Annotated in this window: 25 protein-coding genes; 13 read left to right on the top strand and 12 right to left on the bottom strand. The window is 61.6% G+C overall.

Features of this window, described 5'->3' with window-relative positions; genetic code table 11:
* Positions 1-4: 4 nt before the first annotated feature.
* The 6 genes from JNE37_RS08775 (at position 5) to JNE37_RS08750 (ending at position 7,105) form a co-directional block, all read left to right on the top strand.
* Positions 5-1,345, top strand: coding sequence for an ammonium transporter (locus JNE37_RS08775; protein ID WP_203065983.1), 1,341 nt, complete (start codon positions 5-7; stop codon positions 1,343-1,345).
* A gap of 337 nt (positions 1,346-1,682) precedes the next feature.
* Positions 1,683-4,454, top strand: a complete 2,772-nt coding sequence (locus tag JNE37_RS08770) for a DNA translocase FtsK (RefSeq protein ID WP_379124510.1) — start codon at positions 1,683-1,685, stop codon at positions 4,452-4,454.
* A 69-nt stretch (positions 4,455-4,523) separates the two neighbouring features.
* Positions 4,524-5,177: an SRPBCC family protein gene (locus JNE37_RS08765; RefSeq protein WP_203065982.1), complete on the top strand. Its 654-nt coding sequence runs from the start codon at positions 4,524-4,526 to the stop codon at positions 5,175-5,177.
* On the top strand, positions 5,177-5,533 hold the full coding sequence (locus tag JNE37_RS08760; RefSeq protein WP_203065981.1) for an ArsR/SmtB family transcription factor: 357 nt from the start codon (positions 5,177-5,179) through the stop codon (positions 5,531-5,533). The genes JNE37_RS08765 and JNE37_RS08760 overlap by 1 nt, the downstream gene beginning before the upstream one ends.
* A gap of 75 nt (positions 5,534-5,608) precedes the next feature.
* A complete protein-coding gene (locus tag JNE37_RS08755) occupies positions 5,609-6,235 on the top strand; it encodes a LolA family protein (protein WP_052015349.1) in 627 nt (208 codons plus the stop codon).
* A 63-nt stretch (positions 6,236-6,298) separates the two neighbouring features.
* Positions 6,299-7,105, top strand: a complete 807-nt coding sequence (locus JNE37_RS08750; protein WP_035033930.1) for an exodeoxyribonuclease III — start codon at positions 6,299-6,301, stop codon at positions 7,103-7,105.
* A gap of 16 nt (positions 7,106-7,121) precedes the next feature.
* On the opposite strand, the gene JNE37_RS08745 is transcribed toward JNE37_RS08750, so the two are convergent.
* The 3 genes from JNE37_RS08745 to JNE37_RS08735 all read right to left on the bottom strand — a co-directional run bounded on the left by JNE37_RS08745 (position 7,122) and on the right by JNE37_RS08735 (position 9,231).
* Positions 7,122-7,580 (bottom strand): cyclic nucleotide-binding domain-containing protein, encoded by a 459-nt coding sequence (locus JNE37_RS08745; RefSeq protein WP_052152121.1) that lies wholly within the window; start codon positions 7,578-7,580, stop codon positions 7,122-7,124.
* 147 nt (positions 7,581-7,727) lie between these two features.
* Positions 7,728-8,411, bottom strand: a complete 684-nt coding sequence (locus tag JNE37_RS08740; RefSeq protein WP_035033927.1) for a response regulator transcription factor — start codon at positions 8,409-8,411, stop codon at positions 7,728-7,730.
* A 154-nt stretch (positions 8,412-8,565) separates the two neighbouring features.
* Positions 8,566-9,231 (bottom strand): YggS family pyridoxal phosphate-dependent enzyme, encoded by a 666-nt coding sequence (locus JNE37_RS08735; RefSeq protein WP_203066356.1) that lies wholly within the window; start codon positions 9,229-9,231, stop codon positions 8,566-8,568.
* A 124-nt stretch (positions 9,232-9,355) separates the two neighbouring features.
* Here JNE37_RS08735 and leuS point away from each other — a divergent pair, with 124 nt between their 5' ends.
* The 3 genes from leuS to holA are packed head-to-tail and all read left to right on the top strand — an operon-like array spanning position 9,356 to position 13,501.
* Positions 9,356-11,968 (top strand): leucine--tRNA ligase, encoded by a 2,613-nt coding sequence (gene leuS / locus JNE37_RS08730; protein ID WP_203065980.1) that lies wholly within the window; start codon positions 9,356-9,358, stop codon positions 11,966-11,968.
* The gene (locus JNE37_RS08725) at positions 11,955-12,482 is read left to right on the top strand and encodes a hypothetical protein (RefSeq protein WP_203065979.1); all 528 of its coding nucleotides are present in this window, start codon (positions 11,955-11,957) and stop codon (positions 12,480-12,482) included. Before leuS ends, JNE37_RS08725 begins: the two co-directional genes overlap by 14 nt.
* A complete protein-coding gene (holA, locus tag JNE37_RS08720) occupies positions 12,479-13,501 on the top strand; it encodes a DNA polymerase III subunit delta (protein WP_203065978.1) in 1,023 nt (340 codons plus the stop codon). The genes JNE37_RS08725 and holA overlap by 4 nt, the downstream gene beginning before the upstream one ends.
* Before the next feature lie 64 nt (positions 13,502-13,565).
* Here holA and JNE37_RS08715 read toward each other — a convergent pair whose 3' ends face one another.
* The 8 genes from JNE37_RS08715 to hemE form a co-directional block, all read right to left on the bottom strand.
* Positions 13,566-14,447 carry a ParB/RepB/Spo0J family partition protein gene (locus tag JNE37_RS08715; RefSeq protein ID WP_203065977.1) on the bottom strand — a complete coding sequence of 294 codons (882 nt, stop codon included), beginning with the start codon at positions 14,445-14,447 and terminating at the stop codon, positions 13,566-13,568.
* A 21-nt stretch (positions 14,448-14,468) separates the two neighbouring features.
* Positions 14,469-15,269: a ParA family protein gene (locus tag JNE37_RS08710; protein ID WP_152571845.1), complete on the bottom strand. Its 801-nt coding sequence runs from the start codon at positions 15,267-15,269 to the stop codon at positions 14,469-14,471.
* A gap of 27 nt (positions 15,270-15,296) precedes the next feature.
* The gene (gene rsmG, locus JNE37_RS08705; RefSeq protein ID WP_203065976.1) at positions 15,297-15,947 is read right to left on the bottom strand and encodes a 16S rRNA (guanine(527)-N(7))-methyltransferase RsmG; all 651 of its coding nucleotides are present in this window, start codon (positions 15,945-15,947) and stop codon (positions 15,297-15,299) included.
* A complete protein-coding gene (gene mnmG, locus JNE37_RS08700; RefSeq protein ID WP_203065975.1) occupies positions 15,947-17,809 on the bottom strand; it encodes a tRNA uridine-5-carboxymethylaminomethyl(34) synthesis enzyme MnmG in 1,863 nt (620 codons plus the stop codon). The genes rsmG and mnmG overlap by 1 nt, the downstream gene beginning before the upstream one ends.
* Positions 17,810-17,903: 94 nt before the next feature.
* Entirely contained in the window at positions 17,904-19,202 is a 1,299-nt protein-coding gene (gene mnmE, locus JNE37_RS08695; RefSeq protein WP_203065974.1) for a tRNA uridine-5-carboxymethylaminomethyl(34) synthesis GTPase MnmE, read from the bottom strand.
* Positions 19,203-19,217: 15 nt separating this feature from the next.
* Positions 19,218-20,483, bottom strand: coding sequence for a transcription termination factor Rho (gene rho / locus JNE37_RS08690; protein WP_035033907.1), 1,266 nt, complete (start codon positions 20,481-20,483; stop codon positions 19,218-19,220).
* A gap of 187 nt (positions 20,484-20,670) precedes the next feature.
* On the bottom strand, positions 20,671-21,093 hold the full coding sequence (hemJ, locus tag JNE37_RS08685) for a protoporphyrinogen oxidase HemJ (RefSeq protein ID WP_035033905.1): 423 nt from the start codon (positions 21,091-21,093) through the stop codon (positions 20,671-20,673).
* Positions 21,094-21,096: 3 nt separating this feature from the next.
* Entirely contained in the window at positions 21,097-22,056 is a 960-nt protein-coding gene (gene hemE / locus JNE37_RS08680) for a uroporphyrinogen decarboxylase (protein ID WP_246513661.1), read from the bottom strand.
* A 523-nt stretch (positions 22,057-22,579) separates the two neighbouring features.
* Here hemE and JNE37_RS08675 point away from each other — a divergent pair.
* From JNE37_RS08675 to dnaQ, 4 genes are read left to right on the top strand one after another with little or no spacing between them, the layout of a single operon-like run.
* Complete coding sequence (locus JNE37_RS08675) at positions 22,580-23,185, top strand: Maf family protein (RefSeq protein ID WP_203065972.1); 606 nt, start codon at positions 22,580-22,582, stop codon at positions 23,183-23,185.
* Positions 23,182-24,009, top strand: coding sequence for a shikimate dehydrogenase (locus JNE37_RS08670; RefSeq protein WP_246513591.1), 828 nt, complete (start codon positions 23,182-23,184; stop codon positions 24,007-24,009). The genes JNE37_RS08675 and JNE37_RS08670 overlap by 4 nt, the downstream gene beginning before the upstream one ends.
* 7 nt (positions 24,010-24,016) lie before the next feature.
* The gene (gene coaE, locus JNE37_RS08665; protein WP_203065971.1) at positions 24,017-24,604 is read left to right on the top strand and encodes a dephospho-CoA kinase; all 588 of its coding nucleotides are present in this window, start codon (positions 24,017-24,019) and stop codon (positions 24,602-24,604) included.
* Positions 24,604-25,323: a DNA polymerase III subunit epsilon gene (gene dnaQ, locus JNE37_RS08660; protein ID WP_203065970.1), complete on the top strand. Its 720-nt coding sequence runs from the start codon at positions 24,604-24,606 to the stop codon at positions 25,321-25,323. The genes coaE and dnaQ overlap by 1 nt, the downstream gene beginning before the upstream one ends.
* Before the next feature lie 70 nt (positions 25,324-25,393).
* Here dnaQ and hslU read toward each other — a convergent pair whose 3' ends face one another.
* Entirely contained in the window at positions 25,394-26,701 is a 1,308-nt protein-coding gene (gene hslU / locus JNE37_RS08655) for an ATP-dependent protease ATPase subunit HslU (RefSeq protein ID WP_203065969.1), read from the bottom strand.
* Between the last annotated feature and the right edge of the window lies 1 nt (position 26,702).

Below are 26,702 nucleotides of genomic sequence, written 5' to 3'. Positions count from 1 at the left end.
GATAATGACAGCGACTAAGACGTCAAAGATAATGGGAGCGGCGGCGCTCGCATCCCTCGTAACCGCCCTGCCCGCCCTCGCCCAAGATGCAGCGGCCCCGGCGGAAGCCGTGCCGACAATCGATTCGGGCCATACCGCCTGGATGCTGGTTTCGACCGTACTCGTCATCCTGATGATCATCCCGGGCCTGGCGCTCTTCTATGGCGGCCTCGTGCGCGCCAAGAACGTACTCTCGGTTCTCATGCAGGTCCTTGCCGGCTTCGCGATGATTGCCCTGCTCTGGGTGGCCTATGGCTATTCGCTGGCCTTTGGCGGCCCCACCGAAGGAGGCCTCGCCGGCTATATCGGCGACTTCTCGAAGTTCTTCCTCAACGGCGTACCGCCGGAAGCCGTTTCCGGCTCCATCCCGGAACTGGTCTTCGTGGTCTTCCAGCTCACCTTCGCGGCAATTACCTGCACACTGGTCGTTGGCGGCATTGCCGAGCGCATGAAGTTCGGCGCGGTTATGCTGTTCCTGGCCGTCTGGTTCACCTTCTCCTACCTGCCGATCGCGCACATGGTTTGGTCGGGCGGCGGCCTGCTCTTCAACATGGGCGCACTCGACTTTGCCGGTGGCACGGTGGTGCACATCAACTCGGGCGTGGCTGCGCTCGTCGCCGCCATCATCCTCGGGCCGCGTATGGGGTTCCTCAAGGAACCGATCGCCCCGCACAACCTGGTCTTCACCTTCATCGGCGCTTCCCTGCTCTGGGTCGGCTGGTTCGGCTTCAATGCCGGTTCGGCCCTTGCCGCCAACGGCACCGCGGCCCAGGCATTTCTCAACACCATCACCGCTCCGGCTGCCGCGGCGCTCGCCTGGGCCCTGGGTGAAAAGTTCACCCGCGGCCATGCCTCGCTCCTTGGTGCGGCATCGGGCGCCGTGGCAGGCCTCGTCGCCATCACCCCGGCTGCCGGCTTTGCCGGCACATTCGGCTCGATCGTGCTCGGTGCCGTTGCTGCGCTCATCTGCCTCTGGGCCGTGGTGACGCTCAAGCCCTGGCTCAAATACGACGATAGCCTCGACGTCTTCGGCATCCATGGCATCGGCGGCATCGTAGGCGCCGTCGGTACCGCCATCGTCGCGGCCCCCTCGCTCGGCGGCTTCGGCCCCGGTGGTGCGGATTATTCGATCGCCGGGCAGCTCGTGACCCAGGTTACCGCCGTGGTCATCGCGGTGGTCTGGTCTGCGGTCGTAGCCTTGGTGGCCCTACTCATCGTCAAGGCCGTCATGGGCCTGCGTGTCACCGAATCGGCCGAGACAGACGGTCTCGACCTTACCTCGCACGGCGAGCGCGCCTACAACTGACGCGAGAGCCGGAGCGGCGGCTCCTCTTCCCGCCGCTCCACGACCCGGAAGGTCCGGTACGCCGGGCTTTCCAAACCGCGCCCGCTCTTGGTCACGGCGTGCAGCCCATGTCCTCTTGGTCCGCCACAGAGGCTTCCCACTCGCAAACCACATGGGCTGCACCCCGGGACCAAGACGAGCGCAAACACTCGACCCGCCGGCATGGCAAGCCGGCGGGTTTCTTGTTTTTGCGGCCGTTTCACAAGGTTAGCGTCGGATTAACCATGGAGCATTAGCATCGCGGCAGTTTGGGCAAGCCGTCTCGAGGCCTGCCCGCGTCATCAGTAAAGACCCGCTCATGCCGACACGCCCCACCCCTATGATCGAGAACTTTTCGACCGCGCAACCGGCGCCAGTTCTGGCCATCCGCATTCCAGTGCGCCTGGCCGGCTTCGTGCTGCTGGCCCTGGTCGCGATCATCATCGTGTCCATGGCCTCATGGTCAGTCGATGATCCGAGCCTTTCCTACGCCACGGCCAAGCCGGCAGCGAACTGGCTGGGCTTCCCCGGAGCGGTGATCGCCGACCTCGTGATCCAGCTCTTCGGCCTTGCCATCATCCCCGCGCTGATCCCTTTGGCGCTCTGGGGCTGGAATTTCGTGCGCCGTCGCGCACCGACCCGCATGGGCCTGCGCTTCCTCGCTTGGCTGGGTGCAACTCTCCTCGTTACCGGCGTTTTCTCATTTATCGCCGTGCCCGAAACCTGGCCGCTGCCCACCGGGCTTGGCGGCCTCATCGGCTCGGGTTTCTTCAATCTTGCCACCATGGTGAGTGGCGGCACACCCACAGGCATCACCCCGACGCTCTTCTCGATCATCCTGGTTTCTCCTGCCCTTGCCCTGCTTTGGATCGCGCTGGGCCTCAAGGCGCTGCCCGTCGGCGGTCTGGTTGGCGGAAAGACCAGTGAGCGCAAGGCTGCGCCGCAGGGTCGCAAGGCTGCCGCGGAATCTGCTGACGAGGATGAGGACAGCGATGAGGGCGAATCCGAACGCAATCCCATTCTCGACGTCACGCTCGGCGCCCTGGTGCATATGGGTTATTCGGTGCAGACCGCCTTCCGCCGCGCCCGAAGCCAGGCGCGCGAGAAGCGCGAGGCCGAGGAATCGCAGTGGCGTGGGCACGACGTCGAGCCGCAGCTCGATGTCGATTCGCCGAATGCAGCCACCCCCGAAGCGCCGCAGGAGCGCGGCTACGTGGCTGAGCGTCGCGTAATCCAGGCGCGCTCCGACTACAATCCGCGTGCCAACACTGCCACGGGCGGCCAGCCGCAGGCGCAGCAACCGCAGGCCCACGCCTATGTACGGCAGGAGCCACAGGTCGAGGATATCGAGGATTACTATCCCGCCGAGACCGAGGAATACGGCGACGACGACATGCCGTTCGAGCCCGACGAGGCCCCCTATGCACCGGCTGCTCCGCAGGTGCGGCCGACCCAGCCGGCGGCCGAGCAGCGCATGGTTGTGCCGAGCCCGCGGATAACCGCGCCTGCCGCTCGCCCCTTGCAGGGCGTTCGTGTCACCCGCGAAGCCCAGGGCTCGCTGCTGGACGATGATCCGTTCGCATTTGAACTGCCGGCGCTCTCGCTACTGGCCGAGCCCAAGCACAAGGGGCCCAGCCCCGAGCACGCGCCCGAGCGCCTCGAGGAAATGGCGCGTCAGCTAGAAGGCGTGCTCGAAGACTTCGGCGTTAAGGGCGACATCATCAATGTCCGCCCCGGCCCGGTCGTGACCCTTTACGAACTCGAACCCGCTCCGGGCATCAAGTCGAGCCGCGTCATCTCGCTGGCCGACGACATCGCCCGCTCGATGAGCGCCATCTCGGCCCGCGTCGCTGTGGTGCCCGGTCGCAATGCCATTGGTATCGAACTGCCGAACCAGAGCCGCGAAACTGTCTATCTTCGCGAAATGCTGGGCTCGGCCGACTTCGAGAAGATGAAGGGCAAGCTACCGATCTGCCTGGGCAAGACCATCGGTGGCGAGCCGGTGATCGCCGACCTCGCCCGCATGCCGCATTTGCTCATCGCCGGCACCACCGGCTCGGGCAAGTCGGTGGGCATCAATACAATGATCCTATCGCTGCTCTACCAGATGACGCCCGAGCAGTGCCGCCTGATCATGATCGATCCCAAGATGCTGGAACTCTCGATCTACGACGGCATCCCGCACCTCTTGACGCCGGTCGTGACCGATCCCTCCAAGGCCGTGGTCGCCCTCAAGTGGGCCGTCCGCGAGATGGAGGACCGCTATCGCAAGATGTCGAAGATCGGCGTGCGCAATATCGACGGCTTCAACCAGCGCGTCGGCGAGGCCCAGAAGAAGGGCGAGGTCATTACCCGCACCGTGCAGACCGGCTTTGATCGCGAAACCGGCGAGGCGATCTTTGAGAGCGAGCAGTTCGATCTCGAACCCTTGCCTTATATCGTCATCATCGTCGACGAAATGGCCGACCTGATGATGGTGGCTGGCAAGGACATCGAAGGCGCCATCCAGCGCCTGGCCCAGATGGCCCGTGCTGCCGGCATCCACATGATCACCGCTACCCAGCGCCCGTCCGTGGACGTCATCACCGGCACGATCAAAGCCAACTTCCCGACCCGCGTCTCCTTCCAGGTGACCTCCAAGATCGATAGCCGCACGATCCTGGGCGAACAGGGCGCGGAAACCCTGCTCGGCAACGGTGACATGCTCTATATGGCAGGCGGCGGCCGCATAAAGCGCCTCCACGGCCCCTTCGTCTCGGACGGGGAAGTAGAATCGATCGTCAACCACCTCAAGGCCCAGGGCCAGCCCGACTATCTCGACTCGATCGTAGAGGAAGAGGACGAAGAGAGCGGCGGAGCCATGGTCGAGGACGAATATGGTGGTTCGGGCGACGAGCTCTACGACAAGGCCGTCAACATCGTGCTCCAGGACAAGAAGGCTTCGACGTCCTACATCCAGCGGCGCCTAGCCATCGGCTACAACAAGGCGGCCACCCTCATCGAGCGCATGGAGCGCGAAGGCGTCATCAGCCAGGCCAACCACGCCGGCAAACGCGAAATCCTCGCGGGAGGCGGTGGCGAGAGCTACTGAATATTTAAGGCTTGACTTATATAAGCTAACACTTTCTCTTGGTGATCTGATCGCCAAGGAGACGTTTCGATGAAAATATCCCCTTCTGACGCCATCGGCGCCACCGCGCGACACGTCGAGGATCGTGAGCGCGACGGCCAGAAAGTCGTCGTCGTGATCGCTTCGCGCACTTACCCCACGACGCTCGACGATCTCTGGGATGCCCTCACCAGCAAGGAACGCATCGCTCGTTGGTTCATGCCGATCTCGGGCGACCTGCGCCTGGGCGGGCACTACCAATTGCACGGCAATGCCGGCGGCACGGTCACGGCCTGCGATCCTCCCGAAAAGCTTGCCTTGACCTGGGAATTCGCCGGCCAGACGAGCTGGGTGGACGTGTTCCTGCTGCCGGACCCGCAAGGCGGCACGAGTCTGACGCTTGAACACAGCGCCGTCGTCGACAAGGGTTTCTGGGACCAGTACGGGCCCGGCGCAACCGGCGTCGGTTGGGATCTGGGCTTCATGGGTCTGGGCATGCATATCAAGGCGCCAAACAACCCGCTGCCCGACGACTACGACACCTGGACGGCAACCCCGGACGCGGCCGATTTCGTGCGCAAGTTGAGCGACGACTGGGGCGCTGCAAGCATCGCCTATGGCACCGATCGGGAGAAGGCGCTTGCCGCCGCCGAGCGGACGCGGCAGTTCTACCGGGGAGAGACACCACCCGACCAGGCAGGTTGATGCACGCTTTCGACGTTCTCGGCGACCCGGTTCGCCGCCGTATCCTCGAGTTACTGGCCGATGGCGAGCATGCTTCTGGCGCGATCGTCGCCGTGGTGCAGGCCGAATTCGGCATCACCCAGGCCGCTGTCTCGCAGCACCTCAAAGTGCTGCGGGAATCCGGCTTCGCCAATGTCCGCATCGATGGCTCGCGCCGCATCTACACGATCGACGCAAAGCCGCTCGCCGAAGTCGATGCCTGGCTCTCTCACTTTCGCGGCTTCTGGATTCACCGCATGGAAGCTCTGGCGACCGAAGTCGCGCGCGGCAAGCGCACCCGCGGCGAGGGACCTGACGATCCTATGAACGGGCCGTGAACGGAACCAACCACCTGTTGCCGCAATTGGTTTCTAGGTAAGCTTCCACCCCGAACCAAAGGGACGAGAGATTTGATGATTCGTCGCAATGTGCTTCTGCTTGGCCTGGGCGCCGTGCTCGCCACCACCTTCCCGGCCTTGGCGCTCGATCGCGCGCTGACCCCGGAAGAAACCCAGCTCATCCAGCAGATCGGCGCACATAATTCGGCCATCCGCACCATGGCCGGTCGCTTCTTGCAGGTGGATAGTCAGGGTGGTCGCACCGAGGGCACGTTCTTCCTGGAGCGTCCCAACAAGGTGCGCTTCCGCTACAATCCGCCTTCGCGCGAAGAGATCATTTCAGTCGGCCGCGGCTTCTACGTCATCAACCGCAAGGACCAGACTCAGTACGCCTATCCGCAGGACCGGATTCCGCTGCGCAATTTCCTGGGCGACAAGATCGACCTTCTGACCGCCAATATCGTGGATGTGACGAGCTCGGACGCCTATATGGCAGTAACGATCTCGGATGACACCCCGATCGGCGTGGTGCAGGTGGGGCTGATCTTCGACAAGCAGACACTCGACCTGGCACAATGGACGCTAACCGAGCCGAGCGGCGCGGAGCTCACCTTCTCGCTCTATGACATCCAGAAGGACGTGCAGATTCCGAAATCCTATTTCTACATCGACCCGACCTACAAAGCTGTCCAGCCGAAATAGCCCCTTTTGCCGTGACGCGTGCCTTGCGCCATAAAGGCGCAAGATCACCCCTCGAGTTAATCAATGCCCGTTTCCGTCGCCACCTGGAACATCAATTCTGTCCGCCTGCGCCTGCCGATCGTTTTGGATTTCCTGAAGCAATATCAGCCTGATGTGCTGATGCTGCAGGAGATCAAATGCACCAACGACCAGTTTCCAGCCAATGCCTTCGCCGAAGCCGGCTATCCGCATCAGGCGGTGCACGGCCAGAAGGGCTATCATGGCGTCGCCATTGTCTCGCGGTTCCCACTGACGGATATTTCCAGCAAGGTTTTCTGCGAGATTCCAGACAGCCGGCACGTCTCGGCGCTGCTCGATTTCGGCCAGGGGGCAGTCAAGTTTCACAATTTCTACATTCCGGCAGGCGGCGATGAGCCGGATCCGGAGATTAATCCCAAGTTCAAGCACAAGCTGGGCTTCCTCTCCGAGCTCAAGACCTGGTTCTCCGATCCGAGCTTTGAACGCGGCCACCTCATTGCGGGCGATTTCAACATCGCCCCGCATGAAAACGACGTGTGGAGCCATAAGCAACTCCTCAAGGTCGTAAGCCACACTCCGGTTGAGACCGAAGCGTTGACAGCACTGCTCGAAGGCGGCCACGGCTGGGTGGACCTGGTGCGCAAGCACATTCCGTTCGACCAGAAGCTCTATTCCTGGTGGAGCTACCGCTCGCCCGATTGGAACAATGCCGACAAGGGCCGGCGGCTCGACCACATCTGGTCGACACGCGATATCGCGAACCATACGAGCGGGGCCGAGATACTACGACCCGCCCGCGGCTGGAGCGACAAGCCATCGGACCACGTGCCGGTGATCGTGCGGTTCGGCTGACAGAGCGCGACCGCGCTCAGATCTGATCCTTGCGGATACGCCCCTTGAGCGGCGCCAGCGCACCCAGATATCCCGTCAGCTCGCGTCGGATATGATCGGCCGCGCGTGCCGCAAGGTCCGGATATTGCGTGGCGAGCTTGAGAAACGCATGTCGCGGAACGAAGAGCGTTTCGGACGCGACGAGGGCCGTAATCGTCACCGGGCGCGGCTTGGCGATAACCAGCGCCATCGCGCCGACCAGCGTGCCTTCGCCGGAGAGATCGTGCGGCTTGCCGCCCTCCTCCGAAGCGGAACGCAGGCGGCCGGAGATGAGGACATGGGCGCCGTCGGGCACATCGCCGGCCTTGTAGACCACGGCGTTGGCATCGAAACGGCGACGCTCGCTCGCAAAGGCGAGCAAACGCCTTTGATCGTGGTCGCAGATCTCGAAGAATTCAGCGTGCGCCAGGATTGTCGCCGCGTCGTCCAGTTGCATAGTGCCCCAGTCCTCGCCAGAGCACACATGCCGCCTAGCGGCCTTGATGGCCCGAATGCGCTCCTAACGCTTTATAGAGAGCGATTTTCCGTTCGCAAACTCTATAGATAGCGGTTTTCCGCCGCGAGGGTTTCGCGGCGGACGTTATCAGGGGACGAGGCGATAGCCACCCTCTTCAGTCACGAGGAGGCGCGCATTGGAGGGATCGCGCTCGATCTTCTGGCGCAGCCGGTAGATATGCGTCTCGAGCGTGTGGGTGGTGACGCGGTTATTATACCCCCAGACTTCCTTGAGCAGCACATCGCGCGTGATGGTCTTGGGGCCCTGGCGATAGAGATATTTAAGAATCGAGGTTTCCTTGTCGGTGAGCCTCACCTTGCCGCCGTCGGCCGATTCCAGGAGCTTGGCCGCCGGCTGGAAGCTGTACTGGCCGATGGTGAACACTACGTCCTCACTCTGGTCGTGCTGGCGCAGCGCCGCGCGGATACGCGCGAGCAGCACCGAAAAGCGGAATGGCTTGGTGATGTAGTCATTGGCGCCCGATTCAAGCCCCAGGATTTCGTCGGCATCGGTGTCGTGGCCCGTCAGCATCAGGATCGGGCCTTTGAAGCCTTCGCGGCGCAGGATTTTCACGGCCTCGCGGCCATCCATATCCGGCAGGCCGACATCGAGCACCATGAGATCCACATGAGCGTCGCGCACCGCCTTGAGAGCGTCGTTGGCGGAACCGGCTTCCGTTATGTCGAACTCGCGATATTGCGCAAGTTGCTCGACCAGCGTCTTGCGCAGGTCTGCGTCGTCATCAACCAAAAGGATTCGGCGCTTGTTCATCTAGGCAATTCCCTCAGGGCAGGCCCCCCGGCTCGCCAATCAAATGTAGGTGCGGTCGGGACTTGTGCCAATCACAAGCCCGTTATGAGATAGGAACGGCGCTCGCCCTTGCAAGGTTGCAGAGGCCCGCTAATTCCTTCCAAGGGCGGGTGAATCAGCCGCGATGGCCGAAAAGCGCGGAGCCCACCCGCACGTGAGTGGCTCCCATGGCGATCGCGGTTTCGAAATCGGCGCTCATGCCCATCGAGAGCCACGGCAAACCTACTTCGCGACCGAGCGTGGCCAGGTGCGCGAAGAACGGTCCGGGCGGTTCGTCCGCCGGCGGGATGCACATGAAGCCCCGGATATCGAGCTGGTGCACATCGATGCAGCGTCGGGCAAACGCCACCGCCTCGTCAGGCGGAATTCCCGCCTTCTGCGGCTCGCCCCCGATATTGACCTGGACGAGACAGGGCAAATCGCGCCCTGCCCGCGTCATCTCCTCACGCAGCACCGCCGCAAGCTTTTCGCGATCGACTGTCTCGATGACATCGAACAGCGCCACCGCATCGCGCGCCTTGTTGGTCTGCAGCGGGCCGATAAGATGAAGCTGAATATCGGAATACGTCTCGCGCAAGGCCGGCCACTTGCCCTGCGCCTCCTGCACGCGGTTCTCTCCAAAGACGCGCTGGCCGGCGGCGAGGAAGGGCTCGATCTCTTCGGCGTCAAAAGTCTTGGAAACGGCAACCAGCGTCACCGCCTCGGGCGGCGCCCCGAACCGCTTGTGGGCGCGCGCAATGCGGCCCTCGATCTCGGCCAACCGTGTTTCCGCCGTCTCCATCATTCGAAATCGCCTTGTATAGGTTGACCGCGCCGGGCTTTTCTGGTGATGGTCCGGTAGCCAAAATCCCCCGACAACGCAACATAATCGGCAGCAAACTGCCTTTCTTCCAGGACGATTCGAAGTGAGCGTCGAACGCTATAATCCGCGCGAAAAAGAACCCCATTGGCAAAAGGTCTGGCAGGACCGGAAATCCTTCGAGGTCGCCAACGACGATCCGCGCGAGCGCTACTACGTCCTCGAAATGTTCCCGTATCCGTCCGGCCGCATCCATATGGGCCATGTGCGCAATTATTCGATGGGCGACGTCGTGGCCCGTTACCAGCGCGCCCGCGGCAAGAACGTGCTGCACCCCATGGGCTGGGACGCCTTCGGCCTGCCGGCGGAAAATGCCGCCATCGAGCGCAAGGTCGCGCCGGGCGCCTGGACCTACCAGAACATCGCCACCATGCGCGACCAGCTGAAGTCCATGGGTCTGTCGCTGGACTGGAGCCGCGAGATCGCCACCTGCGATCCCGAATATTACCAGCACCAGCAGGCCATGTTCATCGATTTCCTCGAAGCGGGCCTGGTGTCGCGCAAGAAGTCGAAGGTCAACTGGGACCCGGTGGACCATACAGTGCTCGCCAACGAACAGGTGATCGACGGGCGCGGCTGGCGCTCGGGCGCCCTGGTCGAACAGCGCGAACTGACGCAGTGGTTCCTGAAAATTTCGGATTTTTCCGAGGAACTGCTTTCGGCCATCGATACGCTCGAGGAATGGCCCGAAAAGGTGCGCACCATGCAGCGCAACTGGATCGGCAAGTCGGAAGGGTTGCGCCTGCTGTTCGACGTGGCGGAAGGCCGCGAGCACGCGACGAGCGTGGAAGTCTTCACCACGCGCCCCGACACCATTTTCGGCGCCTCGTTCGTGGCGCTCTCGGCCGACCATAAGCTGACGACGGCCCTCGCCGCCGGCAATGCCGAGCTCGCTGCCTTCGTCGAGGAATGCCACCGCCTGGGCACGGCAACCGAAACCATCGAGAAGGCCGAGAAAAAGGGCTACTTCACCGGCCTGCGCGTAAAGCATCCGGTGCTGGAAGAGCAGACGCTGCCGGTCTATGTCGCCAATTTCGTGCTGATGGACTACGGCACCGGCGCCATTTTCGGCTGCCCGGCCCATGACCAGCGCGACCTCGACTTCGCCCGTAAATACGACCTGCCGGTGATCCCCGTCGTGCTGCCGCCCGACGCCGACCCAGCAAGCTTCGCCGTGGCCGACGAGGCTTATACCGGCCCGGGCGCCATCTATCACAGCCAGTTCCTCGACGGGCTGGCGGTGGACGAGGCAAAGAAGCGCATCGCCGCCTATTTCGGCGAGCGCAGCATCGACGGCCGCCCGCAGGGCGTGGTGGAAACCAACTATCGCCTGCGCGACTGGGGCATTTCCCGCCAGCGCTATTGGGGCTGCCCGATTCCCGTGGTCCATTGCGAGGTCTGCGGCACCATTCCCGTGCCCAAGAAGGATCTGCCGGTTCGCCTGCCCGAAGACGTGACTTTCGACAAGCCCGGCAACCCGCTCGACCATCATCCGAGCTGGAAGCACGTCACCTGCCCGCAATGCGGTGGGGAAGCGCGGCGCGAGACGGACACGATGGATACGTTCGTCGATTCCTCCTGGTATTACGCCCGCTTCACTTCGCCCAGGGCGGCGACGCCGACCGAGCCGGCCGTCGCCAGCGCCTGGCTGCCGGTGGACCAGTATATCGGCGGCATCGAGCATGCCATCCTGCACCTGCTCTATTCGCGCTTCTTCATGCGCGCCATGAAGGCCACCGGCCATGTCATTGGCATCGATGAGCCCTTCAAGGGGCTCTTCACCCAAGGCATGGTGACCCACGAGACCTATAAGACCAAGACGGGCGAATGGGTGCTGCCCTCCGAGGTCATTCTCGAGGCCGCGGGCGATATCCGCAGCGCCAAGCGCGTCGGTACCGGCGAGGATCTGAACATCGGCTCGATCGAGAAGATGAGCAAATCCAAGAAGAACGTCATCGATCCCGACGAGATCGTGGCGACCTATGGCGCCGACACTGCCCGCTGGTTCATGCTCTCGGATTCCCCGCCCGAACGCGACGTGCAGTGGACGGAGGCCGGTATCGAAGGCGCCGGCCGCTTCCAGCAGCGCGTCTGGAAGCTGGTGACCGACACCGTGGCGCTGCTCGCCAAGGGCGCGGCCGGCGACAGCGACGAGGGCGTCAGCGCCCTGCGCAAGGCCACGCATCGCGCCACCAAGGAAATCGGCGACGCCATCGAGGGCCTGCGCTTCAACCGCGCCGTGGCCCAGATCTATGAGCTCACCAATGCCCTCGCCAAGTTCGTGCAGGCCAATGGCGAAAAGGCCAGCGCTGCCCAGTCCGCGGCGCTTTCGGAAGGCGTCGAACGCCTGGTGCTGATGATCGCCCCGATGATGCCGCACCTGTCGGAAACCTGCTGGGCCGAACTGGGCAAGCAGGGCCTCGCCTGCGACGCGCCCTGGCCCGCCTATGAAGATCGCTTCCTCGTCGACGACGAGGTGGTGATCGCCGTGCAGGTCAACGGCAAGCGCCGCGCCGAGCTGACGCTGGCCAAGGGTGCTTCCCGTGAAACAGTGGAAGCGGCCGTCTTGTCACTGGAGCCGATTGCCCGCATGCTGGAGGGCAATGCGCCCAAGAAGCTCATCATCGTGCCCGATCGGATCGTCAATGTGGTCATCTAAGCGCGCCGCCCGCAACGTATTGATATCGCTGGCGTTTCTGGTGCCGGCCTTGGCGCTTGCGGGCTGCACGTCCTTCGCACCGGTCTATTCGGACGTGGCGATGGCGGAGGCGAAATATGCCTTCAACTTCACTAAACCAGTCAGTCGGCTCGACCAGATCGCCTACCAGGAACTGGCGCTTCGCTTCCCCGGCGGCACGCCGGATTCCCCGACGCTAACCGTAAGCATTGGCGCCAGCAGTCGAGGGCTGACACGTTCGGCAACGGTCAATCCGGTGACCAATTACGAGGCGATAGTCAACGGCACCGTGACGATCACCGATGCCAGCGGAAAAAAGCTCTTCAGCGCCACGCGTTCGGCCAGCACAGGCTACCAGACCAACGGCCAGGTCTTTGCGGATACCGAAGCCTTCCGTTCAGCTTCCGAACAGGCGGCACGCGATGTCGCCGAAAGCCTACGCCTCGCCATTCTTGCCGGCTACAAAGGCCCGATGCTCGTCCCTGCGCTTAAATGACCGCCCTAAAGGCGCACGAAGTTGCCCGCTTCCTCAGCCGCCCTGACCTCACCGAAGGGATATTTTTGGCCTATGGGCCGGATACGGGTCTTGTGCGCGAAACGGCGCAAACGCTTGTACGCTACTTTTCAGGCGAGAAGGGCCAGGGCACCGAGGTCGTGACCTTTGAAGGCAGCGAACTCGATGCCGATCCTTCGCGCCTGGCTATCGAGGCGCGCACTCCCTCGCTTTTCGGCGACAAGCGCATCATTCGCGTACGCGGGGCCGGTAAGTCGCTGGTCATGACCCTGACCGAGATCCGCGATGATCCGCAAGGCGCCATCGTCATTCTCGAAGCTGGCAATCTCACGCCGAAGGACGCGCTACGCGCTTTGGTTGATGCCGCCAAGTTCGGCCGTTCGTTACCCTGCTACGCCGATAGCGATGAAACGATAGCAGTACTCATCCGAGATACCTTCTCAAAGAACGGCATCCGCGCGGACAACGACGCGATTTCGACGCTGCGCGAGGTTCTGGGCAATGACCGTGAAATCACACGGCGCGAACTGGAAAAGCTCGTGCTTTATGCGGCGCAAAGCAAGGTGTTGACCGAAGAGGACGTCATTACCCTTTGCGCTGACAACGCCGCCCTCGTCATCGACCAGATCGCCGACGCCGCCGGAACCGGTCACGCCCAGAAACTTGAGGACGCTATAAACCGCGCAATCGGCAATGCGGTTGATCCGCAGCGATTGCTCGCCACGGCGCTCATTCACTTTAACATGCTCAGGCGACTACGTGCTGAAGTGGATACCGGTCGGTCAGTACGCGATGTACTCGACAATGCGAGACCCAAGCCTCATTTCTCGCGCCGCGCAGCGATCGAGCAACAAGTAAGACTCTGGAACGATACGGCCCTGGCCAATGCCTGCGAGCGCCTACAGGTCATGACCGGCGAAAGCCGACGCAAATCCGGTCTGGCCGAAACGCTTTTTCGACGGACGATGCTAGCACTATGCATGGTCGCCGCTGACCGTTAGCTAACAAGAAACGCGAGCCTTGTAGCCCACGTTTCACGTGAAACTAGCGCTTAAGTCCCTGAAATCAGAACGATTCCCGTATGCTGAGCCGTGAGCAGATAGAATCGAGCTGCTCAAGTGTGCGGTAGCGAATCTCAAGCTTTCCGCCAGTCGGCGAGTGGTTGATCGTAACCGCCAATCCCAACTGATCGGAAAGCTGTTTCTCGATCGCGCGCGTATCCGCATCCTTCTCGGCCGGTGACGATGCCTGCCGCTTGCGCGGCTGCACGGCGTCACGTTGGCTGAGGGCTTCGGCTTCGCGCACCGACAATCCGCCACCAACAATCTGGCGCGCAAGGGAGGCAGGATCTTCGGCAGTGATCAGCGTGCGAGCATGGCCGGCGGTGAGTTCACCGCGGGCAAGCATATCGCGCACGTCATCTGGTAGGCGCAGCAGGCGCAGCGTATTGGCAACGTGCGAACGGCTCTTGCCGATAACCTGCGCCAGATCCTGCTGGGTATAGCCGAACTGATCCATCAGCTGGCCATAGCCCATGGCTTCTTCAAGCGGACTGAGATCGGCGCGCTGAACGTTCTCGATGATGGCGAGTTCGAGCGCTTCCTTGTCGTCGACATCGCGGATGATAACGGGGACATCATGCAGCCCGGCCTTCTGGGAAGCGCGCCAGCGGCGCTCGCCGGCGATGATCTCGAAAATGTTCGGATCATTGGTCGGACGCACCAGTAGCGGCTGCATCACGCCTTTTTCGCGGATGGAATTCGTCAGGTCCTCGAGCTGGTCCGGATCGAAGTCGCGGCGCGGATTGGCACGGTTGGCGACGAGAAATTCCACCGGCAGGCGCTTGCCGCCGGTTGAGGATTCAGCGACTCGGGCGCCCTCAAGGGTCGCCATGTCGCCGATAAGCGCTGCCAGGCCGCGGCCGAGACGGGAGGGTTTGTCGTTCATGATCCCAAAAGACTCCTGTCGTTAGGCGGCTGCGAGACGCCGTTCCCGGCGGATCACTTCAGTGGCGAGGCGCAGATACGCTTGGCTGCCGGCGCATTTGAGATCGTAGAGCAGCGCCGGCTTGCCATAGGATGGTGCCTCCGAAAGCCGCACATTACGCGGGATGACCGTATCATAGACCAGTTCGCCCATTTCCTGCCGAACGTCGGCAAGCACCTGCTCCGACAGGTTGTTGCGGCGATCGAACATGGTCATCACCACACCCTGGATGGAGAGGCGCGGATTGAGAGTCGAGCGAATCTGCTCGATCGTCTGCAGTAACTGGCTAAGGCCCTCGAGCGCGAAGAACTCGCACTGCAGCGGCACAAGCACGGCGTCGGCCGCTACGAGTGCATTGATCGTGAGAAGGTTGAGCGAGGGCGGGCAATCGATCAGAACATAGCTGACCGGTCTGCCGTCGATAGTGAGTTCGTTGATTGCCTTGAACGCGTCGCGCAGCCGGAAGGCGCGGTCCGCATGCGCGGCTATGGTCAACTCGACGCCGAGCAGATCGAGCGTCGAGGGTACGATGGCGACGTTGGGAACGCTGGTCATCACCGAGGCCTCGGCAATGCGCGCCTCGCCGACCAGCAGATCGTAGCTCGAAATCTCGCGATTAGCGCGGTCAATGCCAAGGCCCGTCGAGGCATTGCCCTGCGGGTCTAGGTCGATGATCAGCACGCGCTCGCCGACGGCGGCCAATGCGGTTGCCAGGTTAATCGCGGTGGTGGTTTTGCCGACGCCACCCTTTTGGTTGGCGAGTGTCAAAATGCGGGGAGCCAAGGCGCCCTCCAGGATAATTGCCGCTAACTATCTGTCTTTTCGGCTCAAATTGCTGAGCTCAAGCAAGACACCGTTCGGATCGGTATCGCTCCTGGTTACTAACACGTTAAAGGCGTAGCGGGTACTGGCTTGTTCGATCTCTTCAACATGTTCCCTGCCCTTGTGCAGGATGGCGCGCGTATTCGGGCCAAAGAAGGGCAGCATCAAGCCGCAGAGGGCCTCGAGATTGGCGAGAGCACGGGACGTGATAACATCCGGAACAAATGTTTCACGTGGATCAATTTGCTCGATTCTCCGGGATTCCACCTTGGCGTCCAGCCCAAGCTCACGAGCTACCGTCCTGAGAAAGCTGACCTTTCTCTGCGTGGGCTCAACCAGGAGGTAGCGGACCCTACCCTTGAGAGCTGTCGCCAGAGGGACTGCGGGAAAGCCTCCGCCGCTACCCAAGTCGATGAATTTTGAATCCTTCTCAGCGATCTTGGTCAGAGCCTGCAGGCTGTCCGCCATGTGGCGGCTCCAAAGTTCGGTCAATGTTTCACGTGAAACAAGATTCTGAATCCTCTGCCATTTCCTCAGCAGATCAGCATAGGATTCCAGGTCTTTGGCAACGGATTCCACGTCGCGAGTCAGGAGATCTGCATAAGGCTTAACCGCCGCTACTGCTTCCGGCGACGTCATCAGCTGGCCTTCGCCATGCCGCCGCGGCGAATCACCGACAGCAGGAGAGTGATTGCAGCGGGGGTGACCCCATCGATGGCCTGTGCTTGCGCAATGGTCGATGGCCGATGCGTGGCGAACTTCTGCCGCAGCTCCATCGAGAGGCCGGGAATGGAATGATAATCCACCCAGTCCGGGATAGCCCGGCTCTCATCGCGCTTCACCGCTTCGATATCGGCGCGCTGTCGATCGAGATACACAGCGTACTGCGCATCGATCGACAATTGCTCCAGGATTGGGGCCGGCAGCGCGGCGATTTGCGGCCAGGCCCGGGCAATGTCGGCGATCTCGACGTCGGGATAGGACAGTAGATCGAAGGCGCTGCGAGCCTTGCCGTCGGCATTGACCGCAAAGCCTGCCTTGCGAGCTTCGGTCGGCGTAGCCGACAACGATCTCAGGAGGTCAAGACCCTTGACGAGTTGATTTCTCTTGGCCTGATAAGCACTTGCGCGCTCTTCGCCTACCAGACCAGTTTCCATGCCAAGCTCCGTGAGCCTCTGATCTGCATTGTCAGAACGCAGGTGCAGACGGAACTCCGCGCGCGAGGTAAACATCCGGTAGGGTTCGCTGACGCCGCGCGTGACGAGATCGTCCACCATCACGCCAAGATAGCTTTCCGTGCGTGACAGCACGATTTGTGCGACGCCCTTGGCGGAGAGTCCGGCATTGGCGCCGGCCAGCAGGCCTTGGGCGCCGGCTTCCTCGTAGCCAGTCGTGCCGTTGATCTGGCCGGCTAGGTAAAGACCGGGCAGACGCTTGAGCTCGAGCGTCGCCTTCAACTCGCGTGGATCGACATGGTCATATTCGATGGCATAACCCGGACGGAAGATGACCACGTTCTCAAGACCCGGCATTGAGCGCAGGAAGGCTTCTTGCACGTCGGCCGGCAACGACGTCGAAAGGCCGTTCGGATAGATCGTGGGATCGTCGAGGCCTTCCGGTTCGAGGAAGATCTGGTGGCTGCCGCGATCGGCGAAGCGGACGATTTTGTCTTCGATCGACGGGCAATAACGGGGGCCGCGACTCTGGATGCGACCCGAATACATAGCCGAACGATGGATATTGTCAGCGATAATCCGATGCGTTTCCTCGGTGGTGCGGGTGATGAAGCACGAAACCTGCGGCGTCGTGATGGCGCGCGTCAGCGCCGAGAAGGCTTCCGGCGGGTCATCACCCTGCTGCTCCTCGAGGATCGTAAAGTCGATCGAGCGGCCATCGAGACGTGCCGGCGTTCCGGTCTTGAGACGTCCAAGCCGTAGACCGAGAGCTTCGAGACGGGTCGAGAGACCAAGCACCGGCTTTTCGCCGAGTCGGCCTGCAGGCGTGGTTTCCTCACCACGATGGATAAGGCCTCGTAGGAACGTACCGGTGGTGAGAACGACGGCTTTTGTGGAGAAGGTCCGGCCGTCAAGAAGCTTGACGCCGGTAACCGTGCCGTTAGCAACGATGAGATCATCGACTTCGCCTTCGATCACTTCAAGATCGGCCTGGGCGGAAATCGCCGCCTGCATGGCCTCGCGATAGAGCCTGCGGTCAGCCTGGGCGCGCGGACCGCGAACGGCAGGTCCCTTGCGACGGTTGAGAACACGAAACTGGATTCCGGCGAGGTCAGCAACGCGACCCATGAGGCCATCGAGAGCATCAATTTCGCGGACGAGGTGTCCCTTGCCCAGACCACCGATGGCGGGGTTGCAGCTCATCTCGCCGATAGTGGCAAACTTGTGGGTGATGAGCGCAGTGGGAACACCCAGACGCGCCGCCGCGGCCGCAGCCTCGCAGCCAGCGTGTCCACCCCCCACAACGATGACGCCGTAGTCACTCATGATCTTCTCCGGAAGCCGGCGGTTTAGGGCATTGTTTCACGTGAATCAATGCCAGCGCGACCACAGGCATGTGACCGCGATTGTTTCACGTGAATCATTTCCCGATACAGAAGGCCGAAAACAGCCGGTCCAGCACCATTTCCGTATCGATCCTACCGAGTAACCGCTCAAGAGCCACGCCTGCAAGCCGGAGGTGCTCGGCCGTAATCTCCGAAGCGTCAAGGCGCGTGCTGGCGGCGCTCACCTCGGACAATGCAGCGCTCAGCCCTAGTCGATCGCGCTCGCGACTGACGAGAGAGGGCTCGCCGTGGCCAGCCAGGTCCTGGGCAAAGGCCAAAAGTCGAGCTGTAAGCGTATCGAGACCGTCACCGGTTCGGGTCGAGATCGAAAGGTCCCCGATTCCGGGGGCCAGATCAGCTTTGGTCGCCACCCGCCAGATCGGTGCTGAGGTAGCTGGGAAATCGATCGCGGCGCCGTCCGGCGCCTGAAGCCACAACACGAGGTCGGCAACTTCGAGCTCCGCCCGGGCGCGACGCACGCCTTCCGCCTCGGCCTTGCTGTCCGTCTCCCGCAGACCCGCCATGTCGACGATAACGACGAGTTGGCCGCCAAGGTCGATGGCCACGTCCCGTACATCTCGGGTCGTCCCTGGTTCGTCGGTGACAATGGCGAGTTCAGATTTTGCCAGCGCGTTGAGAAGACTGGATTTTCCGGCATTCGGCGCGCCCGCCAGCGCTACGCGGACGCCCTCACGAACGATCCGTCCGCGACTAACGCTTTCCAATGCGGCCTCAAGTTCGCCCTTGAGCGCCTGAAGCGACATCGAAAAATCGGGGGGCAGGTCGTCCGAAACATCGCCCTCGTCGGAAAAGTCGAGGCGCGCTTCAATTTCGGCGCGCAGATCGAGCAGAGTTTCTCGCCAGGTTCCGAGCTTATCGGAAAGCCCGCCAGCGGCACGGGCGACGGCCTGGCGGCGCTGACTTTCGGTTTCGGCTTCAAGTAGATCACCCAAACCCTCGACTTCGGTGAGGTCCAGCTTGCCATTTTCGAAGGCACGGCGGGTAAACTCGCCGGCTTCGGCGAGACGAACGCCTTCGATGTCGGTGAGGGCCCGCAGTATGGCACGAACTCCGGCGGGAGAACCGTGCACCTGGAACTCGGCGCAGTCTTCGCCAGTAAAGCTATGGGGAGCAGGGAAAAAGACCAAAAGGCCAGAATCAAGGACTTCGTCCTTGAACCTGAACTCGGTGAGGTGAAGAAAGCGAGGTTTAGGCAGCACACCGCGCAGTTGCTGGACGATTTCGGGCGTTGCGGGGCCGGAAAGGCGGATGACCGCAACGCCCGAAGGCAGGCTGCCCGTCGAGAGGGCGACAATGGTATCGCCTTCACGCATGGGCGAAAGAGCCTCTTAGGTGTTCATGGACTCGAAGAATTCGCCGTTGGTCTTGGTCTGGCGAATCTTGTCCATCAGGAATTCCATCGCATCGATCGTGCCCATGGGCGTCAGGATGCGGCGGAGCACGTACATCTTCTTGAGGATATCGGGCTCAACCAGCAATTCTTCCTTACGGGTACCCGACTTGGTGATGTCGAGCGCCGGGAAGACGCGCTTGTCGGCGACCTTGCGATCCAGGATGATTTCCGAGTTACCGGTGCCCTTGAACTCTTCGAAGATCACTTCGTCCATGCGGCTGCCGGTATCGATCAGCGCGGTGGAGATAATGGTCAGCGAACCACCGTCTTCGATGTTACGCGCGGCGCCGAAGAAACGCTTCGGACGCTGCAGGGCGTTCGCGTCCACGCCACCTGTCAGCACCTTGCCCGAGCTTGGCACCACGGTGTTGTACGCACGACCGAGGCGCGTGATGGAATCGAGGAGGATGACCACGTCGCGCTTGTGCTCGACCAGGCGCTTGGCCTTCTCGATCACCATTTCGGCGACCTGGACGTGGCGGCTGGCGGGTTCGTCGAATGTGGAGGAAATCACCTCGCCCTTCACCGAACGCTGCATGTCCGTCACTTCTTCGGGACGCTCGTCGATGAGGAGGACGATGAGATAGCACTCGGGGTGATTGGTCGCGATCGACTGTGCGATATTCTGCAACAGCACAGTCTTACCGGTACGCGGCGGCGCAACGATGAGCGCGCGCTGACCCTTTCCGAGCGGGGCGACCAGATCGAGCACACGAGCCGAACGATCCTTGATGGTCGGATCGGGCAGCTCCATACGCAGGCGCTCGTCGGGATAGAGCGGCGTCAGGTTGTCGAAATTGATCTTGTGGCGGACCTTCTCGGGGTCCTCGAAATTGATGGTGTTGACCTTGAGCAGCGCGAAATAGCGCTCGCCTTCCTTGGGGGATCGGATCTGGCCCTCGACCGTATCACCGGTGCGCAAGGAAAAGCGCCGGATCTGGGAGGGGCTTACATAAATGTCGTCAGGACCGGGAAGGTAGTTCGCGTCGGGGGAGCGAAGAAAACCAAAGCCATCGGGAAGGACTTCGACCACGCCTTCGCCGGTGATATCTACTTCCTTGGCCGCCAATTCCTTGAGAATGGCGAACATCAATTCTTGCTTGCGCATGGTCGAGGCGTTCTCGACCTCATGCTCCTCGGCGAATGCAAGCAATTCTGCCGGGGACTTGGCCTTAAGCTCGCTGAGCTTGAGATTCTGCATACGGGATGACCCTATGGGACAGTCGGTGGGATTTTTTTTAAGGAGGGGAAACACCGCGGCGGCGGCCAGGCTCGGGCCGGACTCAGTGGGTGAGTGGCATTTAGTTAGCGAAAAGCCTTGTCAGATTCAAGGCTTTTGCGAACGCCGCCGGGATTCACGTGAAACAGGAAGGCGAAAAGCCCTTCGATCAGAAGGGCTTTACGATAACCATAATGACGATGACAATCATCAGAAGCGTGGGCACTTCGTTGATCATCCGGAAGAATTTCTGCGGCTTGACGTTGCGGTCCTCACGGAAGGCTCGCAGAAAACCGCCCATCCAGCCGTGATAGCCAGAAAGCGCAATCACGAAGACGGCCTTTACCCAGGGCCAGCCAGACGACCAATCCACCATGCCGTTGAAGACCATGATGAGGCCGAAGATCCAGCTGGCGATCATAGCTGGGGTCATGATGCCGCGATAGAGGCGGCGCTCCATGACCTTGAAGGTTTCGGACTGGACCGAGCCCTTTTCGGCTACCGAGTGGTAGACGAAAAGCCTGGGCAGATAGAGCGAGCCGGCCATCCAGGCGATGACCGAGATCACGTGCAACGCCTTGACCCATTCCATGGCTTAGCGACCTTTCACGATGTCGATGAGGCGGGCGACATGGTCGATCGGCGTTTCCGGCACGATGCCATGACCCAGATTGAAGATATGGGGACGCCCGGCAAAGCCGGCGATGATCTCCCGCGTCCGGATTTCCATCTGTTCGCCGCCGGCAACGAGGCGCAGCGGATCGAGATTGCCCTGCACGCCAAGCGTCCTGGGCAAGACGGAGTCGGCAAAGCCTGTCGGCATCGAATAGTCAAGGCCGATGGCATTCACTTGGGTCGCCTCGGCATAGGCGGCGATCATGCCGGCCGCGCCGCGGGGGAAGCCTATGATGGGTGCGTCGGGAACCTGCGTACGCACGCCGGCCACGATACGCGCGTTCGGCTCGATCACCTGAGAACGGAAAGCCGCTTCATCAAGGTTGAGTGCCCAGCTTTCGAAGAGCTGCACGACGTCGGCGCCGGCACGGAACTGGGCCACGAGATAATCGATCGAGGCTTCGACCAGCACATCCATGAGGGCCTTGAAAGCGTCCGGGTGCCTCAGGGCGAAGAGGCGCGCAGGTGCCTGATCTGTCGTGCCGCGGCCGCCGATCATGTAGGTCGCCACGGTCCAGGGAGACCCGCAGAAGCCAATAAGCGTCTTTTCAGGCGCCAATTCTGCCTTGACGTCCGAAACGGTCTCAAGCACCGGCGCCAAGGCCGCTACCACGCCTTCGGGCTTCAAGGTACTGATGCCCTCAACACCCAAAGGATCGAGCCGCGGGCCTTCGCCCGTTTCAAAGCCCACTTTCTGACCAAGGGCATCAGGGATGACCAGGATATCGGAAAACAGGATCGCTGCATCAAGATCGAAGCGACGAAGCGGCTGAAGCGTCACTTCCGTTGCCAGTTTCGGATTGTAGCAAAGATCGAGGAAGGTCGAGGCCTTTGCCCGCGTCTCCCGGTACTCGGGAAGATAGCGTCCGGCTTGGCGCATGATCCAGACGGGAGGGCGGTCCTGGCGCTCGCCGAGCACCGTCTTCAAAAGCGGCTTGCCGTTGAGAGCTGTACTCAAGGGGAGACACCCCTTCCCTTCAAAGAAGAGAATCTTCTCTTTTGTATCTTCATTATCATAGCGGTGTTTAACCCCAATTCCCGCCCGTCCACAACCGCAAGTCCGGTGACGAAAGCGCGCAGGAAAACTTGTAAACGAAGTGTTAACAGCGTCCTGGGAGAAGGTGCAAAGTCCGTACAAACCGGCCGGGTTAATGAAGTATTAACGGGGTTCTGGCGCTTGGACGACGAATCCGGACCTGGGGATAATCGGTGAATCGTTCTGCCATCGCCAAAACTCATTTTCCACACTCTTACCGGTTTTGGTCCGAAGGCTCCCGGACGGGGGTCATCTGGGGACGAATTTGGGGACGAGGTGGATAAAAACGGCTCTCACCCGAAATGATGAGTCATTTTCACCGCTTGCTGCTTGTGGCACTGAGAACAGTGTGGAAAAGCTCTCAGCCATGCTGATCCTTGCCTCTCAGTCACCCGCCCGAAAAGCCCTGCTTTCCGGGGCCCGCGTTGCCTTCGATGCCCGTCCTGCCCTGATCGATGAACGTCGTCTCGAATCTGAGGCGGTTGCGAATGGCGCCGACGCGGAAAGCGTTGCGCTGCTGCTCGCTCGTGCCAAGGCACTAGCCGTCGCCAACCAGTCGCCCGGTTCGATCATCATCGGCGCCGACCAGACCCTGGCTTTAGGTGAAACGCTGCTGCACAAGCCCGACACGATGGAAGCAGCGGCCGAACAACTCAGCCACCTCAAGGGTAAGACGCATCGTCTTCATGCCGGCGTGGCACTGGTCCGTGGCGAAAAAGTGCTTTGGGAACACGTTCAGAGTGCCGAACTAACCATGCGTGATTTCTCGGATGCAGAGCGCGAGGAAGTTCTGGCGCTTGAAGGCGAGGACGTTCTCTCCTCGGTCGGTGGCTATCGGCTGGAGGGGCCGTCAGTGCGACTCTTCGAATCGATCTCGGGGGACTATTTCACCATATTGGGCTTGCCACTGCTGCCGCTGCTCGCCGCGTTGCGCACCCATGCACCGCAATATCTCAAGGGGGCCGAACGGTGATCAAGGCTTTCGTTATCGGCCATCCGATCGCCCATTCCCGCTCGCCGCTCATCCATGGCACCTGGCTCAAGGCCTATGGGATCGATGGCAGCTACGAAGCCATCGATGTAGCGCCGGACGCGCTGTCCGAATTCGTGGCGCAGCTTCGGGCTGGCACCTTTGCCGGCGGCAACGTCACTATCCCTCACAAGGAAGCCGTTTTCGCACTCTGCGATGAAGTTGATCCGTTGGCTCGGCGTATCGGCGCGGTCAATACCCTGGTCGCCAGGAACGGTCGCGTTTGCGGCACGAATACCGACTATCTGGGCTTTCTCGGCAATTTGGATCAACAGGCGCCAGGCTGGGATCGCGATCTGAGCGAGGCTGTTGTTCTCGGTGCAGGTGGCGCGGCGCGGGCAGTGCTCGTGGCATTGGCTGAGCGCGGGTTGAAGCATATCGCCATTCTCAACCGTACCGTCGACAAGGCACGCGACCTTGCTGCCGAGATGGGCACGCAGTTTTCCGGTCATGCCCTTTCGGAATTTTCTACGCTGGCGCCGTCCGCCGGTTTGGTCGTCAACACCTCGTCGATCGGCATGCATGGCAGCCATTTCGAAGATCTTGATCTGGGTCTGCTACCGCAGACTGCCCTGGTCACCGATATTGTTTATACGCCGCTTGTCACACCGCTCCTCGCCGACGCCCGAGCGCGAAATTTGCGGAGCGTCGACGGACTTGGCATGTTGCTGCATCAGGCAGTGCCGGGATTCGAGGCGTGGTTCGGCGTGAGGCCGGACGTGACACCCGAATTGCGGGCGGCTGTTGAGAAAACGCTGGATCACTAGGCACATCATGCTGCGCCTCGGCCTTACCGGTTCGATTGCAACAGGAAAATCGACGACGCTCAAGGCCTTTGCCGATCTGGGCGTGCCGGTCTTTTCGTCCGACGATGCAGTGCATGAGCTCTACGCTGGTGCAGCAGCAGCTCCGGTTGAAAGGGCATTTCCGGGGGCCGTCCGGGATGGCGTCATTGATCGGGCGGAACTGAGTCGCCAACTCCTGGCTCGACCCGGCAGGTTGCGTGAACTCGAAGCCATCGTTCACCCGCTTGTGCGCGGCAAGCTGGCTGCATTCCTTGATTCTGCACGAGAATCGGGGGCTAAATTGGCAGTAGTCGATATACCGCTTCTCTTCGAGACCGGGTTCGATTATGGGCTCGACCGTATAGCAGTGACCTGGTGTGATCCGGCCATTCAGCGCGAGCGTGCCCTCAAGCGCCCCGGAATGACCGTGGAAAAGCTCGAGGCCATCCTTGCTCGGCAGATGCCCCAGGCCGAAAAGAAGAAGCGGGCTGACTACCTGTTCGATACCGGCCGCCCAGTCGAGGCGGTGTGGGAAGAGGTAAGGGCCTTGGTTGAACAACTGAACGCAGAGCAATGATGCGCGAGATCGTCCTCGATACCGAAACCACAGGCCTCAACCCGGCAACGGGCGATCGGATCGTGGAAATCGGCTGCGTCGAGCTCGTCAACCACCTGCCGACCGGCAAAAACCTGCATCTTTACATCAATCCCGAGCGCTCGATGCCCGAAGAGGCTTTTCGCGTGCACGGGCTTTCCGATGAATTCCTTTCGGACAAGCCGCTCTTCAAGGAAGTGGCTGACAAGTTCGTCGAGTTCATCGGCGATGCTACGCTCATCATCCACAACGCCGCCTTCGATATGGGCTTCCTCAATGCCGAGCTGGAGCGCACGCAGCGCCCTACGCTTAGAAATGAGGTCATCGATACGGTCATGGTGGCGCGCAACGTCTTCCCGGGCGCGCGGGTGAGCCTTGATGCGCTCTGCAAGACCTACGGTATCGATAATTCCCGCCGAACGCTGCACGGGGCTCTGCTCGATAGCGAAATCCTGGCTGAGGTCTATCTCGAACTCATTGGTGGCCGCCAGGTTGGCTTCGAGCTGGTTTCGGAAACACGGATCGAGGTTACGACCACGACCACTGGCTTCGTCGCCGCGGCCAAGCGGACTGTGGCTTTGTCGCCGCGGCTCAGCGAGGCTGAGCGCTTGGCCCATGAGGCGTTCGTGGCCACTATGGGGCCGGATTCGCTATGGGCGAAATATGTCCACAAGGACGAGCCGGAAAGTGCCGTCGCCTAAGTTTGCGCCTTCCCCCAGTCGTGAAAAAGGGCGGACCGGTGTCCCGATCCGCCTTTATGTTTGACCAGTCTTACAGCACGAACTTGGAAAGGTCCGTGTCGATGGCCAGGGCGCCGATCTTGCCGGCGACATAGGCCTTGTCGATGGTGATGGTCTCGCCATCCTTGTCCGGGGCCTCGAACGAGATCTCTTCGACGAGGCGCTCCATCACCGTCTGCAGGCGCCGCGCGCCGATGTTTTCGACGGTGGCGTTGACGTGGACGGCGGCCTCGGCAATGGCGTCGATGGCGTCGGCGGTGAAGTCGAGCTTGACCCCTTCGGTGTCGAGCAGGGCCACATATTGCTTGATGAGGCTGGCTTCGGTGTCGTTGAGGATGCGCACGAAATCATCGTGGGTCAGCGCCTTGAGCTCGACGCGGATCGGCAGACGGCCCTGCAGTTCCGGCAACAGGTCCGAGGGCTTGGATACGTGGAAGGCGCCCGAGGCGATGAAGAGGATATGGTCGGTCTGCACCGGACCATACTTGGTCGAAACCGTCGTGCCTTCGATCAGCGGCAAGAGGTCCCGCTGCACGCCCTCGCGGGACACGTCGGCGCCGCCGCGCGCGCCCGATGAGGCGATCTTGTCGATCTCGTCGATGAAGACGATGCCGTGGTTTTCGACGAGGTCGATGGCTTCGCTCTTGAGCTGTTCCTGGTCGAGCAGCTTGTCGGCCTCCTCGCCCATCAGCACGTCATAGCTCTCCTTGACCTTGAGCTTGCGCTTGACGGTCCGCTGGCCGAGCTTTCCGAGCATGTCGGAAAGGTTGATCATGCCGACATTGCCATTGGGCATGCCGGGGATGTCGAACATGCCGTTGCCCTGGGGCGCGGCGACCTCGATCTCGATTTCCTTGTCGTCCAGCTCGTTGTCGCGCAGCTTCTTGCGGAAGCTTTCGCGGGTCGAGTGCGAGGCGGAGGAGCCGACAAGGGCGTCGAGCACGCGCTCCTCGGCATTCTGGTGCGCCTGCGCCTGCACCTCGGTGCGGCGCTTGTCGCGAAGCAAAGTGATCCCAGCCTCGACCAGGTCGCGAACAATCTGCTCGACGTCGCGGCCGACATAGCCGACCTCGGTGAACTTGGTGGCTTCCACCTTGACGAAGGGGGCCTGGGCGAGCCGCGCCAGACGGCGCGAAATCTCGGTCTTGCCGACGCCGGTGGGTCCGATCATCAAGATGTTCTTGGGCGTCACTTCGCGGCGTAGCTCGGGCGAGAGCTGCTGGCGGCGCCAGCGGTTGCGCAGGGCGACGGCCACGGCGCGCTTGGCGTCGGCCTGGCCCACGATATTGCGGTCGAGTTCGGAAACGATCTCGCGCGGGGAAAAATTGGTTGCACTCATC

This window comes from Paradevosia shaoguanensis (assembly GCF_016801025.1).
Classification (GTDB): domain Bacteria; phylum Pseudomonadota; class Alphaproteobacteria; order Rhizobiales; family Devosiaceae; genus Paradevosia; species Paradevosia shaoguanensis.
This window is presented reverse-complemented; position numbering and strand designations above follow the sequence as displayed.

What these genes read in the sequence shown, in the direction of transcription:
- JNE37_RS08775 (WP_203065983.1), top strand. Translation starts at nt 5, where the DNA reads ATGACAGCGACTAAGACGTCAAAGATAATGGGAGCGGCGGCGCTCGCA.
- JNE37_RS08770 (WP_379124510.1), top strand. Translation starts at nt 1,683, where the DNA reads ATGCCGACACGCCCCACCCCTATGATCGAGAACTTTTCGACCGCGCAA.
- JNE37_RS08765 (WP_203065982.1), top strand. Translation starts at nt 4,524, where the DNA reads ATGAAAATATCCCCTTCTGACGCCATCGGCGCCACCGCGCGACACGTC.
- JNE37_RS08760 (WP_203065981.1), top strand. Translation starts at nt 5,177, where the DNA reads ATGCACGCTTTCGACGTTCTCGGCGACCCGGTTCGCCGCCGTATCCTC.
- JNE37_RS08755 (WP_052015349.1), top strand. Translation starts at nt 5,609, where the DNA reads ATGATTCGTCGCAATGTGCTTCTGCTTGGCCTGGGCGCCGTGCTCGCC.
- JNE37_RS08750 (WP_035033930.1), top strand. Translation starts at nt 6,299, where the DNA reads ATGCCCGTTTCCGTCGCCACCTGGAACATCAATTCTGTCCGCCTGCGC.
- JNE37_RS08745 (WP_052152121.1), bottom strand. Translation starts at nt 7,580, where the DNA reads ATGCAACTGGACGACGCGGCGACAATCCTGGCGCACGCTGAATTCTTC.
- JNE37_RS08740 (WP_035033927.1), bottom strand. Translation starts at nt 8,411, where the DNA reads ATGAACAAGCGCCGAATCCTTTTGGTTGATGACGACGCAGACCTGCGC.
- JNE37_RS08735 (WP_203066356.1), bottom strand. Translation starts at nt 9,231, where the DNA reads ATGGAGACGGCGGAAACACGGTTGGCCGAGATCGAGGGCCGCATTGCG.
- JNE37_RS08725 (WP_203065979.1), top strand. Translation starts at nt 11,955, where the DNA reads ATGTGGTCATCTAAGCGCGCCGCCCGCAACGTATTGATATCGCTGGCG.
- holA (WP_203065978.1), top strand. Translation starts at nt 12,479, where the DNA reads ATGACCGCCCTAAAGGCGCACGAAGTTGCCCGCTTCCTCAGCCGCCCT.
- JNE37_RS08715 (WP_203065977.1), bottom strand. Translation starts at nt 14,447, where the DNA reads ATGAACGACAAACCCTCCCGTCTCGGCCGCGGCCTGGCAGCGCTTATC.
- rsmG (WP_203065976.1), bottom strand. Translation starts at nt 15,947, where the DNA reads ATGACGTCGCCGGAAGCAGTAGCGGCGGTTAAGCCTTATGCAGATCTC.
- mnmG (WP_203065975.1), bottom strand. Translation starts at nt 17,809, where the DNA reads ATGAGTGACTACGGCGTCATCGTTGTGGGGGGTGGACACGCTGGCTGC.
- mnmE (WP_203065974.1), bottom strand. Translation starts at nt 19,202, where the DNA reads ATGCGTGAAGGCGATACCATTGTCGCCCTCTCGACGGGCAGCCTGCCT.
- rho (WP_035033907.1), bottom strand. Translation starts at nt 20,483, where the DNA reads ATGCAGAATCTCAAGCTCAGCGAGCTTAAGGCCAAGTCCCCGGCAGAA.
- hemJ (WP_035033905.1), bottom strand. Translation starts at nt 21,093, where the DNA reads ATGGAATGGGTCAAGGCGTTGCACGTGATCTCGGTCATCGCCTGGATG.
- hemE (WP_246513661.1), bottom strand. Translation starts at nt 22,056, where the DNA reads ATGCGCCAAGCCGGACGCTATCTTCCCGAGTACCGGGAGACGCGGGCA.
- JNE37_RS08675 (WP_203065972.1), top strand. Translation starts at nt 22,580, where the DNA reads ATGCTGATCCTTGCCTCTCAGTCACCCGCCCGAAAAGCCCTGCTTTCC.
- coaE (WP_203065971.1), top strand. Translation starts at nt 24,017, where the DNA reads ATGCTGCGCCTCGGCCTTACCGGTTCGATTGCAACAGGAAAATCGACG.
- dnaQ (WP_203065970.1), top strand. Translation starts at nt 24,604, where the DNA reads ATGCGCGAGATCGTCCTCGATACCGAAACCACAGGCCTCAACCCGGCA.
- hslU (WP_203065969.1), bottom strand. Translation starts at nt 26,701, where the DNA reads ATGAGTGCAACCAATTTTTCCCCGCGCGAGATCGTTTCCGAACTCGAC.